General features: G+C 70.0%; 10 protein-coding genes. 4 read left to right on the forward strand and 6 right to left on the reverse strand.

The window, feature by feature from the left end:
• Window positions 1–5: 5 nt before the first annotated feature.
• Window positions 6–974, reverse strand: coding sequence for an NAD-dependent epimerase/dehydratase family protein (locus ACO073_RS20410; protein WP_421999781.1), 969 nt, complete (start codon window positions 972–974; stop codon window positions 6–8).
• A 210-nt stretch (window positions 975–1,184) separates the two neighbouring features.
• Between ACO073_RS20410 and ACO073_RS20415 the strand changes: the two genes are divergently transcribed.
• Both ACO073_RS20415 and ACO073_RS20420 read left to right on the forward strand, forming a co-directional pair.
• Window positions 1,185–4,664 carry an indolepyruvate ferredoxin oxidoreductase family protein gene (locus tag ACO073_RS20415; protein WP_421999783.1) on the forward strand — a complete coding sequence of 1,160 codons (3,480 nt, stop codon included), beginning with the start codon at window positions 1,185–1,187 and terminating at the stop codon, window positions 4,662–4,664.
• 70 nt (window positions 4,665–4,734) lie between these two features.
• Complete coding sequence (locus tag ACO073_RS20420; RefSeq protein WP_421999785.1) at window positions 4,735–4,953, forward strand: hypothetical protein; 219 nt, start codon at window positions 4,735–4,737, stop codon at window positions 4,951–4,953.
• Between the two features lie 83 nt (window positions 4,954–5,036).
• Here the strand turns inward: ACO073_RS20420 and ACO073_RS20425 are convergent, their stop codons facing one another.
• Window positions 5,037–5,369 carry a hypothetical protein gene (locus tag ACO073_RS20425; RefSeq protein WP_421999787.1) on the reverse strand — a complete coding sequence of 111 codons (333 nt, stop codon included), beginning with the start codon at window positions 5,367–5,369 and terminating at the stop codon, window positions 5,037–5,039.
• 83 nt (window positions 5,370–5,452) lie between these two features.
• The gene (locus ACO073_RS20430) at window positions 5,453–5,923 is read right to left on the reverse strand and encodes a DUF6790 family protein (protein WP_421999789.1); all 471 of its coding nucleotides are present in this window, start codon (window positions 5,921–5,923) and stop codon (window positions 5,453–5,455) included.
• A gap of 182 nt (window positions 5,924–6,105) precedes the next feature.
• Here ACO073_RS20430 and ACO073_RS20435 point away from each other — a divergent pair, with 182 nt between their 5' ends.
• On the forward strand, window positions 6,106–7,287 hold the full coding sequence (locus tag ACO073_RS20435) for an acyl-CoA dehydrogenase family protein (protein ID WP_421999791.1): 1,182 nt from the start codon (window positions 6,106–6,108) through the stop codon (window positions 7,285–7,287).
• A gap of 19 nt (window positions 7,288–7,306) precedes the next feature.
• Here ACO073_RS20435 and ACO073_RS20440 read toward each other — a convergent pair whose 3' ends face one another.
• Window positions 7,307–7,741 carry a hypothetical protein gene (locus ACO073_RS20440; RefSeq protein ID WP_421999792.1) on the reverse strand — a complete coding sequence of 145 codons (435 nt, stop codon included), beginning with the start codon at window positions 7,739–7,741 and terminating at the stop codon, window positions 7,307–7,309.
• Window positions 7,742–8,066: 325 nt separating this feature from the next.
• Here ACO073_RS20440 and ACO073_RS20445 point away from each other — a divergent pair, with 325 nt between their 5' ends.
• Complete coding sequence (locus ACO073_RS20445; RefSeq protein WP_421999794.1) at window positions 8,067–9,377, forward strand: hypothetical protein; 1,311 nt, start codon at window positions 8,067–8,069, stop codon at window positions 9,375–9,377.
• Between the two features lie 88 nt (window positions 9,378–9,465).
• Here the strand turns inward: ACO073_RS20445 and ACO073_RS20450 are convergent, their stop codons facing one another.
• A complete protein-coding gene (locus ACO073_RS20450) occupies window positions 9,466–9,837 on the reverse strand; it encodes a hypothetical protein (protein WP_421999796.1) in 372 nt (123 codons plus the stop codon).
• Complete coding sequence (alaS, locus tag ACO073_RS20455; protein ID WP_421999798.1) at window positions 9,834–12,491, reverse strand: alanine--tRNA ligase; 2,658 nt, start codon at window positions 12,489–12,491, stop codon at window positions 9,834–9,836. The genes ACO073_RS20450 and alaS overlap by 4 nt, the downstream gene beginning before the upstream one ends.
• Window positions 12,492–12,518: the final 27 nt, after the last annotated feature.

The following is a 12,518-nucleotide window of genomic DNA, read 5'->3' on the forward strand; positions in this document are numbered from 1 at the left end:
CCCTTCTACAGCCGATTGTACTCCCTGAACCAGTCCACGAACCGCGGGATTCCCTCCTCGACCGGCACCTTCGGGGTCCAGCCGAAGGCCTGCGTGGTGGCGGCGATGTCGGCTTCGGTCTCCTGCATGTCGGACGGGTCGCCCGGCCGCGGCTCGACCCGGGCGGTCCGGCCGAGCGCCTTCTCGAACAGCCGAATGACGTGGCCCAGGTCCTCGCTGCCCGCGCCGCCGAGATTGTAGACGCGGTGCACCGCCTCCCCCGGCGGCCGGTCGAGGATCGCCAGCGTGCCGGCCACGATGTCGTCGATGTAACTGTAGTCGCGTTTCAGGATGCCGTTGTGGAAGAGCTGGATCGGCCGCCCCTCGTGGATCGCCCGGGCGAAGATCCAGGGCGACATGTCGGGCCGCCCCCACGGTCCGTAGACGGTGAAGAAGCGCAGGCCGGTCGCCGCCAGGCCGAACTGGTGGCAGTAGCTCTCGGTCATGAGTTCGTCGGCCCGCTTGGTGGCGGCATAGAGCGACACGGGATGATCGGCGCGGTCCGCCACCGCGAAGGGCAGCTTGCGGTTGCCGCCGTAGACCGACGACGACGAGGCGTAGACGAAGTGGATGAGGCCGGGGAGCTTGCGCGCCAGCTCCAGCATCACCAGATGGCCCATCACGTTGGTCTGCACGTAGACGTAGGGATCGACCAGCGAGTGGCGGACGCCGGGCTGGGCCGCGAGATGGACGATCCGGTCGATGTCGCGATGCGCCTCGGCGAGCCGCGCGGCCTGCTCGCGGTCGGCGATGTCGGCCTCCACGAAGGTGAACCGCCCATCGTCGCGCAGCGGCTTCAGGCGCGCGAACTTCAGGACGGGATCGTAGTAGGGACTGAAATTGTCGACGCCCACGACCGTCTCGCCGCGCGAAAGCAGGGCCTGGACGACGTGGCTGCCGATGAAACCTGCGGCACCGGTGACAAGAACGGACATGGCAATCGGTGCGTACAGGAAAGACGTTGCAGTTTTGGGAGGGCCGCGACGCTTACAACGTTTCGCATCGGGGCGGAACCTTGAAACGCGGCCCGGACGGGGTGGGCCCGGACTTGCCCAAAACGTCGTTTTTGCGCCATCGCCCCGTTCCCGATTGCGTGCGGGAAGATTCTGTCGTTACCGTGCAATGATGATGTCAGGGAGGTCAGCTTGTCGCTCGCGGTGACCCTGGACGACAAGTACGTGCTGGACAGCGGCCGCGTCTACCTGACCGGCACGCAGGCTCTGGTGCGGCTGCCGATGATGCAGCGCCAGCGCGACCTCGCCGCCGGGCTCAACACCGCGGGCTACATTTCCGGCTATCGCGGCTCGCCGCTGGGCGGCTTCGACCAGGCGCTGTGGCAGGCCAAGCGCTTCATCAAGACGAACCACATCGAGTTCCAGCCGGGCGTCAACGAGGACCTCGCCGCGACCGCGCTGTGGGGCACGCAGCAGATCCATCTCTATCCCGGCGCGCGCTACGACGGCGTGTTCGGCATGTGGTACGGCAAGGGTCCCGGCGTCGACCGGTCGGGCGACGTTCTGAAGCACGCCAACTATGCCGGCACCTCGCGCCACGGCGGCGTGCTGGCGCTGGCCGGCGACGACCACATGGCCAAGTCGTCGACCACCGCGCACCAGAGCGAGCCCGCCCTGATCGCCGCCGGCATCCCGATCATCCACGCCGCCTCGGTGCAGGAGTATCTCGACCTCGGCCTGCACGGCTTCGCCCTGTCGCGCTACTCGGGCCTCTGGGTCGCCTTCAAGGTGCTGAGCGAGACGGTGGATTCCTCGGCCTCGGTCCATGTCGATCCACATCGCGTCGAGATCCGCACGCCGACCGACTTCGTGCTGCCGCCCGACGGGCTGCACATCCGCTGGCCCGACGACTGGGTCGGGCAGGAGCGGCGCGTCGTCACCGTCAAGCAGCCGGCGGCCCTCGCCTACTGGCGCGCCAACCGGCTCGACCGGCTGATGATGGGCCGCGCCGACGCCCGCTTCGGCATCGTCACGGTCGGCAAGTCCTATCTCGACGTGCGCCAGGCGCTGGAGGATCTCGGCATCGACGAGGCCGAGGCGGAACGGTTGGGTCTCGCCGTCTACAAGGTCGCGCTGGCGTGGCCGCTCGAGACCGAGGGCGCCTCCGCCTTCGCGCTCGGCAAGCGCGAGGTGCTGGTCGTCGAGGAGAAGCGGCCGGTCATCGAGCAGCAGCTCAAGGATGCGCTGTTCAACGCCGCGGCCGACCGCCGCCCCGTCGTCGTCGGCAAGACCGACGAGCGCGGCCAGAAGCTCCTCAAGGCCGACGGCGAGCTGACGCCCTTCGAGATCGCCTCGGCCCTGGTGGCGCGGCTCGGCCTCGATTCGCTCGGCAGCCACAGCCGCCAGCGCTGGGAGGCGCTGCAGCGGCGGGCCGGCCGGCAGGTGCGCAACGAGGCCGGCCTGGCGCGGGTCCCCTATTTCTGCTCCGGCTGCCCGCACAACTCCTCGACCAAGGTGCCCGAGGGCTCGATGGCGATGGCCGGCATCGGCTGCCACACGCTCGCGATCAACATGGAACGCAACACCAAGACCTTCACCCACATGGGCGCCGAGGGCGCGACCTGGGTGGGCGCCAGCCATTTCAGCGACATGCCGCACGTCTTCCAGAACCTGGGCGACGGCACCTACTTCCACTCCGGCTACCTCGCGATCCGCCATGCCGTCGCGACCGGCACCAGCATCACCTACAAGATCCTCTACAACGACGCCGTCGCCATGACCGGCGGCCAGCCGCACGACGGCAACGTGCGCCCCTGGACGATCAGCCAGCAGGTCCATGCCGAGGGCGTGCGCCGCATCGCCCTGGTGAGCGACGAGCCGGACAAGTATCCGGTCGGCACCGAATGGGCGCCGGGCGTCACCTTCCATCACCGCAGCGAGCTCGACGAGGTGCAGCGCGGCCTGCGCGAGTACAAGGGCGTGTCGGTGCTGATCTACGACCAGACCTGCGCCGCAGAGAAGCGCCGCCGCCGCAAGCGCGGCACCTTCCCCGATCCCAACCGCCGGGTCTTCATCAACCGCGCGGTCTGCGAGGGCTGCGGCGACTGCTCGGTCCAGTCCAATTGCCTCAGCGTCGTGCCGGTCGAGACCGAGTTCGGCACCAAGCGGGCGATCGACCAGTCGTCCTGCAACAAGGACTTCTCCTGCCTGAACGGCTTCTGCCCGAGCTTCGTCACCATCGAGGGCGGCGGCCTGCGCAAGGGCAAGGCGGCGCGGCGGACCGAGGCTCCGGCCAAGGAGCCGGCGTTGCCCGACGCTCCCGCACTGCCGTCGGTGGCCGAGCGGCCCTACGGCGTGCTGATCACCGGCGTCGGCGGCACCGGCGTGGTCACGATCGGCGCCATCATGGGCATGGCCGCCCATATCGAGGGCAAGGGCGCCACCGTGCTCGACCAGCTCGGCATGGCCCAGAAGGGCGGCGCGGTGGTGAGCCATGTCCGCATCGGCGCCACGCCCGAGGCGCTGAACGCCGTCCGCCTGGGCGCCGGTGGCGCCGACCTGCTGCTGGGCTGCGACCTGGTGGTGAGCGGCGGGCCCGACGCGCTGGCCCGGCTCGAGGCCGGCCGCTCGCACGCCGTGATCAACACCCACGAGACCATCACCGGCGAGTTCACCCGTCGTCCCGACCTCGCCTTCCCCGCCAACACGCTCAAGCTGTCGATCGAGGCCGCGGCCGGGGCCGAGGCCTGCGACTTCATCGAGGCGACCGCTCTTGCGACGGCCCTGATGGGCGATTCGATCGCCACCAACATGTTCCTGCTGGGCTACGCCTACCAGAAGGGGCTGGTGCCGCTGGGCCACGAGGCGATCGAGCGGGCGATCGAGCTGAACGGCGCCTCGGTCGCCTCGACCCTGGCCGCCTTCCGCTGGGGCCGCCGGGCGGCGCACGACCGGGCAGCCGTCGAGCGGCTGGCCGCGCCGCCGGCCAACGTCGTGCCCTTCACCAAGGTCGCCCGCAGCCTGGAAGAGATCGTCGCGGCGCGCACGGCCCATCTCACCGCCTACCAGGACGGCACCCTGGCCCGCCGCTATGCCGCTCTCGTCGAGAAGGTCCGGGCCGCCGAGGCCACCCTCGGCAGGAGCGGCCTCGCCGAGGCGGTGGCGCGCAGCTACGCCAAGCTCCTGTCCTACAAGGACGAGTACGAGGTCGCGCGCCTGTTCGCCGACCCGGCGTTCCGCGCCGAGCTCGATCGCCAGTTCGAGGGCGACTGGACGCTCAAGTTCCATCTCGCGCCGCCGCTGCTCGCCGGCCGCGACCCGCGGACGGGCCATCTCCTGAAGCAGGCCTTCGGCCCCTGGATGCTCCCGGCCCTCCGCCTGCTCGCGAAGCTCAGGTTCCTGCGCGGCACGGCGCTCGATCCGTTCGGCTACACGGCGGAGCGCAAGGCGGAGCGGGCGCTGATCGGCGACTACGAGCGGCTGATCGATGAGCTGCTGGCCGGTCTCGCTGTGGAAAACCATGCGCTGGCCGTCCGCCTCGCCAACCTGCCCGAGGAGATCAAGGGGTACGGGCACGTGAAGGAGGCCAGCATCGAGCGCGTCCGAGCCAAGCAGGACGGGCTTCTCGTCCAGTGGCGGGATCCGGGCAGCGCGCTTCGCGCGGCGGAGTGACGCAAGGGCAGTTGGAGAGCAACGCACTGCAATTTGTTGCCGTTGGGCCTCGCAGTAAAGAGAGGCTCACATGCGGGAAATTCTCGGCGTCGCGACCAGCTTCTTCTTCGGGTTCCTCGTGACGAGTGCGGTCGCGTCATCGATGGAGACTGTGCAGGTCGCTCACCCCCAGCCCGACCTGCCTTGCGATCTCTACGGCATGTTCGTGTCCGTGAGCGGTTCCGGCCATTTCGTGAGCCTGGCCCCGCAGGCGCCGGCCCCCGCCATTGGGTCGACCGCGCCGCTCTGACAGCGATCCTCCAGCAAGAAGGGCCGCCCGCGGGCGGCCCTTCCTGACGGATGTTACGGCGTCGTCGTCGCGTTCAGGAGCCCCTACCTTCGGGGCGTCTGGATGGTGCCGCTGGCGCCGGTGCCCGTGTTCACGCCGACGCCCGGCTGCTGCGCCTGGTTGGTATCGATCATCGGCTGCGTCGACGCGCCGCCGCTCGCCCCGCCCGACGCGCCCGCACCGACCGAGGCCGGCGGCGTCGTGACGGAGCCGCCACCGCTGATCCCGCTCGACGCGCCGCCGCTCGCGGTGCCGTTCGAGCCGCCGACCGTGGCGCCGCCGGAGACGCCCGCGCCGGCCGAACCGGATGTCTGGGCGACAGCCGCACCGGACAGCGCCACGGCGCAGACGGTCGCGATGATGAAGGTCTTGGTCATGGACTCCTCCGAGGGTTGGTTGTGCGGAGGACAACAAGGCCGCTTGGCGCGAGGTTGCCGCGCGGGAAACGGGCATTTCCGCCTCACTTGGGGCGGGCGCGGGGCAGCGGAAAGCGATGCTGCAGGGCCAGGAGAGCGAAGCCGACCAGCGGCAGGCCGATGTCCGCATAGAAGATCGCACCGGCATTGCCCGGCGCAAAGTTGTTCGCCGCGAGCATCTGGTGCATGTGCCCGGCGGCGGCGCCGAGCGTGAACAGCGACGGGCCGAGGATGGCCGCCAGGCGCAGATCGAAGCTGCGGAACGCCGCCACGAAGGCTACCGCTGCGAAGCCCAGGCTCGCCATGCCGACCTCGAGCTGGAAAGGGCTGTCGGCCCAGCCGATGTAGGCGGCCGCCATCCGGCCGTAGAAGACGTGATAGACGAAGTTCAGGAGGTTCGAGGCGCCGATCGCCCAGAACACATGCCAGGCGATCAGCCGATCGACGATCGCCGCGGTGCTGCGCGGCGGCGGGAGGCGAAGGATGGCGATGGCGGACGACAGGAAACCGATCACCAGGAACGTCGACGGAAATTCGCCAGGCCCACGCCGATCGCTGCCGCGATGAAGCCCGACATCCGTCCTCCCGATCAGGGTCCCCAGAGCCCGCCCTGCGATCCTGTTGCCGGCCGCGCGCATTGACAATAGCGGCCGGGAACGCGCCCAATTGATGATCCTGATTCCGCCGAGGCCGTCCCATGAACGACGCCGCCCTGTCGATCCGCAAGCCCGATCCAGTCGCGCGCGCCCGCGCGCTCGGGCCGGCGATCGCGGCCGCCGCCGACGAGATCGAGGCCCGCCAGGACATCCCCGAACCGCTGATCGGCGCCCTGCACGAGTCCCGGCTCTGCCGGCTGCTGCTGCCGCGGTCGGTGGGCGGCGAGGAAGTCGAGCCCTGGGTCTATCTCGCGGCGATCGAGGAGATCGCGCGCCACGACGGATCGGTCGGCTGGAACGTCTTCGTCGCCAACAGCTCCTCGCTCATCGCGCCGTTCATCTCGCTCGATGCGGCGCGCACCATCTACGGCGATCCGCGCGGACTGATCTCCTGGGGCCCGCCCAGCCGCGACAGGGCCATCGCGTCTCCCGGCGGCTACCGCATCACCGGCCAATGGCACTTCTCGTCGGGTTACCGGCAGGCCAACTGGATCGGCGCCCACGCTCTCGTCGTCGAACCCGACGGCTCGCTGCGGCTGAACCGCGCCGGCCGGCCGACGATCCGCACGCTCCTGATGCCCAAGGAGCGGACGACACCCATCCACGACTGGCATACGCTCGGGATGCGCGGCACCGCGTCGGAAGGCTATTCGTGCACCGACGTGTTCGTGCCGGAGGCCTTCTCCGGCACGCGCGAGGACCAGAGCCTGCGACGCGACGGCGGCCCGCTCTACGCCTTCACCATGGCCGGTCTCTATGCCTGCGGCGTGGCCGGCGTGGCGCTCGGCATCGCCCGCGCCATGCTCGACGCCTTCGCCGAGCTCGCGATCGACAAGACGCCGCGCAACATGGGCCGTCTCGCCGACAGTCCGACGGTGCAATCCGACTTCGCGCGGCGCGAGGCCGACATCGGCTCGGCCCGGGCCTGGCTGATTGAAATCCTGAAGGACGTCCACGGCCGCGCCGGGGATCGCGACTCGATCGGCACCGAGGATCGCGCCCGCGTGCGCCTGGGCTGCACCCAGGCGATCCACCAGGCCGAGAAGACCGCCGACTGGGTCTACAAGACCGCCGGGACCTCGGCGATCTTCGTCGGCACGCCGTTCGAGCGCCGCTTTCGCGACATGCACACGCTCTCGCAGCAGATCCAGTCGCGCGAGGCCCATTTCGAGACGGTCGGCCGCATCCTGTTCAACGGCGATCCCGACGGCACGTTCGTCTGAACGTTCATCTGATCCAGGGCTATTGCGGCTGGACGAGCCGGCGCGCCGTCACCGCGGCGCGACCGGCATCCGGCGCCGCCTCGGCGACCTCGCACCCCGGATTGGGGAAGCCCGGCGTCATCGCCACGTCGACGAAGCGCGTCTCGCCGGGCTGCAGGGCAACGATGCTGCGCCCCGTCTCGCCGCCCACCGTGCACTGGACTTCGACCGATCCCGGCGGCGCGTCGACGCGGATGAAGGTGTTGTAGTCGAGCTGTGCCGACGGGCCACCGCTCAACGCGACATCGACGGGGCGCGCGAACCCCATAAGTCCCGACCGGTAGACGTACAGGGCGCCCGCGCCGGCGGACGGCGGCGGGAACTGCTTGGCCGCGACATCGGCCTGCGGGACGGCGGCCGGACTGCCGGCGCACGCCCCCGCCAGGAGCAGGATGGGAAGGGATAGATATCGCATGGCCGACCTCCGGCAGAGGAAACGCGGCGGCGCCCGGGAAGATGCGTCGATCGTTTGTCGCCCCGGCCGAAGCGAAGGGCCTTTGGCCTACAGAAAGGTCCCTCGCTGCGCCCGGAATGACAAGGCGTCCGCAGCCCCGATCGCCAGGCCAGAGCACGGGCCCTGGACGATCCCCGGGAAGGGCAACGGCCGGGGCTGGTCTGCGTTGCGGTCCGCGGTCGAGCCCCCACTCCCCATCCTGCACTCCGCGCTTGCCGCCTCCGCCCGAACCGTTGCATTGGAGGATCGTGCGGATACTGAACAAGGCCATCGGGGGCGCTGCGGCTTGAGGGCACTGATCTTCGTCGTCGCCGCCCTGCTGCTCGTGACCGGCCAGTTCCACAAGGCTTTCGACGGCGCCGAGCGATACGGCTACATGGCCGACATCATGCCGGCCGAGTGGGGCGCCACCAACCTCTGGCTGGACAGCACCGAGTGCGCCGTCGAGCGCGGCGTATGGCTGGCGATCTGCGACAAGGGCAAGCTCGTGCCGCTGTCCGAGTACGCCATCGCCGACGACCCGGGCCACGCGCTGCTGCTCGACCTGTGGGCCATGGCCAAGCAGAGCCGCGCCACCTTGCCCGACGTCGCGCGCCTGAACACGCTGCTCGACACGCTGGGACTGGTGGCGCTGGCCGGCCTGCTGTTCGCGCTCCGCGCCTACCTCGCCTCGCTGGTGCTGCTGTGGTTCGGACCCGTCGAGTATCTCGGCTGGATGACGACGGCGCCGCACTGGGCCTTCATCGGCATGGTGAGCCTGGCCGGCATCCTCCCCCTCGCGGTCGCCGGCCGCGACCTCGGCCTGCTGTCGCGCCGCGCCGGCGCCTGGTGGATCGCCGCCGGTGTCGTGTTCCTGGCCCTCGCCACCCTGATCCGCGAGGCGATCGGCCTCATGGGCGTGGCCGTGACGCTGGGGATGGTCGTGTTGCTGGCGCTGCGCCGCCCCTGGGCCACCCGCCGGCTGGGCGGGCTCGCGCTCGCCGTCGCGCTCGCGGTCGCGGCCTTCACCACGCCGAAGTGGGTGGTGCTGGCACGCGACCTTTCGTTCGACATGCAGCGCGCGCAGATCGTGCCGACCCACGGCCTGTCGCACACGCTCTACCTCGGCCTCGGCTTCGTCGAGAACAAGTGGGGCATCCAGTACGACGACTATTACGGCCAGGCCGTCGCGGCGGAGATCGATCCCTCGATCGTGTTCTGCTCACCCGAGTACTTCCGGCTGATGTGGAAGCTCTACCTCGCCCGCTGGGCGGAGGATCCGGGCGAGATCCTGCGCATCTACGCGACCAAGGGCTGGGAGCTTCTGGCCCGTCCGACCATGTATCCCGGCCCGCCGTTCGGCGTCGTGCTGCTGATCGGGCTGGTCCACCTGCTCGTCGCCTCGGCGTTCGGCCTGTGGGGGCGGATCGGCTTCGTCCAGGGCGCGCTGATCGAGACGGCTTGCGTGGCCTTCTTCGGACTGTTCCTGGCGCAGGCCATGGCGGCCCTGCCGAGCCACAACTACGCCATGCCGGTCAATGCCTGGGTGCTCGTCCTGTGGGGCGTGATCGCCGAGTTCGTCGCGCGTTCGCTGTTGCGGGTGCGCCGGGCCGCGTGAGCGGCGCCCAGGAGCATCGAGCGTTCGGTCGGCATCGGCCGAACGATCGATGCCGAAGGTGGCATCGCCCGATCTATCGCGAGTCCCTCTACTTGCTGGTCGAGCCGCCGAAGGTCGAGTTCCGCTGCCACCACGCGCTGAGACCGTTCTGGTTCTTGGGCGCCCACCCGCGCGCTTCCATGCAGCGCGCCGTCAGCCGGTCGACGTTGTTCTTGTAGCCCTGGTTGTCCATCGTGACGTAGAGGTCCTGCTGGCCGTAGCGCTCGCGCTCGCCGGCGAAGACAGAGCGCCGCTGGTCCTCGATGTCGCGGTCGCGGTTGGCGATGGCGCGCACCTGGGACCGGCACTGCGCCTCGTCCTTGGTCATCTGCTCGGCGTCCTTGCCTTCCATGGAGAAGTTCTTCGGCGCGCAGGCCGCGGCCGACAGGAGGGCGAGCGCGACCAGCGCCGGCCGGATCATCGCGCACCCGCCAGCGCGGCTTCGATGGCCTTCAGCGCCTCGCCCGCCTTGGCGGCATCGGGGCCGCCGCCCTGTGCCATGTCGGGCCGGCCACCGCCGCCCTTGCCGCCCAGGGCCGCGACGCCGGCCTTCACCAGCTCGACGGCGCTCAGCGTCTTCGACAGGTCGTCGGTGACGCCGACCACCGCCGAAGCCTTGCCGTCCTCGACGCCGATCAGCGCGACCACGCCCGAGCCCAGCTTCTTCTTGAACGCGTCGGCCATGCCCTTGAGGTCCTTGCCGGGCACGCCGGTCAGCACCCGGCCGATCATGCTGACGCCGCCGACGTCCCGTACCTCGTCGGCCGCCGACGCCTGGCCGCCCGCCGCGCCGGCGAGCGCCAGCGCCTTGCGGGCATCGCCGAGCTCGCGCTCGATGCGGCGCTGCCCCTCGACCAGCGCCTGCAGGCGGGCCGGCACGTCCTCGGGCCGCACCTTCAGGATCGTGGCGGCCTCGCTCAGGAGCTGCGCCTGCTGGCGCACATGCTCCTCGGCCGCCAGGCCGGCCAGCGCCTCGATGCGGCGGACGCCGGCCGAGACCGCGCCTTCGCCGACGATCCTGAACAGGCCAATGTCTCCGGTGCGCAGCGCATGGGTGCCGCCGCACAGCTCGACCGAATAGGTCGAACCGTCGTCGCCGCCCATCGACAGCACCCGCACCTCGTCGCCGTACTTCTCGCCGAACAGCGCCATGGCGCCGGCCGCGATCGCCTCCTCGGGCGTCATCAGCCGGGTCTCGACGGCCGAGTTGCGCCGGATGCGGTCGTTGACCTCGTCCTCGATGCGCCGCAGCTCCTCGAGCGAGATCGCCTTGGTGTGGCTGATGTCGAAGCGCAGCCGGTCCGGCGCCACCAGCGAGCCCTTCTGGGTGACGTGCTTGCCGAGGTGACGCCGCAGGGCCTCGTGCAGCAGGTGGGTGGCCGAATGATGCGCGCGCAACTGCGCCCGGCGGATCGGGTCGATGGTCATGGCGACATCGTCGCCGACCTTGAGCTCGCCCTTCGATACCGTCGCGTGATGGGCACTGAGATCGCCGACCCGCTTCTGGACGTCGGTGATCGCCGCCTCGCCGCCGGCGGCGGCAAAGGTGCCGGTGTCGCCCATCTGGCCGCCCGACTCGGCGTAGAACGGCGTCTGGTTGACGACGATCCAGCCGGTCTCGCCGGCCTTGATCGCCGGGACTTCCTTGCCGTCGACGACGATCGCCCGGATCTGGCCCTCGGCGCGCTCGGTGTCGTAGCCCAGGAACTCGGTGGCGCCCGCCTTCTGGCGCACGTCGAACCAGATCGCCTGGTCGGCGGTCTCGCCGGAGCCGGCCCAGGCGGCGCGCGCCTTGGCGCGCTGCTCGGCCATCGCCGCCTCGAAGCCCTCGACATCGACCTTGATGTCGCGCGCCCGCAGCACGTCCTGCGTCAGGTCGAGCGGGAAGCCGAACGTGTCGTAGAGCTTGAAAGCGACGTCGCCCTTGAGCGTGCCGCCGCCCGCGAGGTCGCGCGTCTCGTCCTCGAGCAGCTTGAGGCCGGTGCCCAGCGTCTTCTTGAAGCGGCCCTCCTCCAGCTTCAGCGTCTCGGTGACCAGCGGCTGGGCGCGCACCAGCTCGGGGTAGGCGTCGCCCATCTCGTGCACCAGCGTCGGCACGAGCCTGAAGATCATCGGATCCTGCGCGCCCAGGATGTGGGCGTGGCGCATGGCGCGGCGCATGATGCGGCGCAGCACGTAGCCGCGCCCTTCGTTCGACGGCAGGACGCCGTCGGCGATCAGGAACGCCGTGGTGCGCAGATGGTCGGCGATCACCTTGTGCGAGGCCGACTGCGGCCCGTCGGGATCGACGCCCGTCTCGTGCGCCACCGCCTCGATCAGGGTGCGGAAGAGGTCGATGTCGTAGTTGTTGTGCTTGCCCTGCAGGACGGCGGCGATGCGCTCCAGACCCATGCCGGTGTCGATCGACGGCTTGGGCAGGTCGATGCGCTGCTCGCGGGTGACCTGCTCGTACTGCATGAAGACCAGGTTCCAGATCTCGATGAACCGGTCGCCGTCCTGGTCGGGACTGCCCGGCGGGCCGCCCGGGATGCCCTCGCCGTGATCGAAGAAGATCTCCGAGCAGGGCCCACACGGGCCGGTGTCGCCCATCGCCCAGAAATTGTCGGAGGTCGGGATGCGGATGATGCGGTCGTCGCCGAGGCCCGCGATCTTCTTCCAGTGGCCGGCCGCCTCGTCGTCGGTGTGGAACACCGTGACCAGCAGCTTCTCCCGCGGCAGGCCGAGGTCGCGGGTCAGCAGGTTCCAGGCCAGCTCGATCGCCTGCTCCTTGAAGTAGTCGCCGAACGAGAAGTTGCCCAGCATCTCGAAGAACGTGTGATGCCGCGCGGTGTAGCCGACATTCTCGAGGTCGTTGTGCTTGCCGCCGGCGCGCACGCATTTCTGCGAGGTCGCGGCGCGGCGGTACGGCCGCTGCTCGAGCCCGGTGAAGACGTTCTTGAACTGCACCATGCCGGCGTTGGTGAACATCAGCGTCGGGTCGTTGCGCGGCACGAGCGGGCTCGAGGCCACGACCTCGTGGCCGTTGCTCCGGAAGTACTCTAGGAAGGTGCGGCGAATGTCGCTGACGCTTTGCATGCGGGCCTTTTAGCGTGCGGGCTCGGG

It is taken from the genome of Reyranella sp., assembly GCF_965229815.1.
Classification (GTDB): Bacteria; Pseudomonadota; Alphaproteobacteria; order Reyranellales; family Reyranellaceae; genus Reyranella.

What these genes read in the sequence shown, in the direction of transcription:
- ACO073_RS20410 (WP_421999781.1), bottom strand. Translation starts at nt 974, where the DNA reads ATGTCCGTTCTTGTCACCGGTGCCGCAGGTTTCATCGGCAGCCACGTC.
- ACO073_RS20420 (WP_421999785.1), top strand. Translation starts at nt 4,735, where the DNA reads ATGCGGGAAATTCTCGGCGTCGCGACCAGCTTCTTCTTCGGGTTCCTC.
- ACO073_RS20440 (WP_421999792.1), bottom strand. Translation starts at nt 7,741, where the DNA reads ATGCGATATCTATCCCTTCCCATCCTGCTCCTGGCGGGGGCGTGCGCC.
- ACO073_RS20450 (WP_421999796.1), bottom strand. Translation starts at nt 9,837, where the DNA reads ATGATCCGGCCGGCGCTGGTCGCGCTCGCCCTCCTGTCGGCCGCGGCC.
- alaS (WP_421999798.1), bottom strand. Translation starts at nt 12,491, where the DNA reads ATGCAAAGCGTCAGCGACATTCGCCGCACCTTCCTAGAGTACTTCCGG.
- ACO073_RS20435 (WP_421999791.1), top strand. Translation starts at nt 6,106, where the DNA reads ATGAACGACGCCGCCCTGTCGATCCGCAAGCCCGATCCAGTCGCGCGC.
- ACO073_RS20425 (WP_421999787.1), bottom strand. Translation starts at nt 5,369, where the DNA reads ATGACCAAGACCTTCATCATCGCGACCGTCTGCGCCGTGGCGCTGTCC.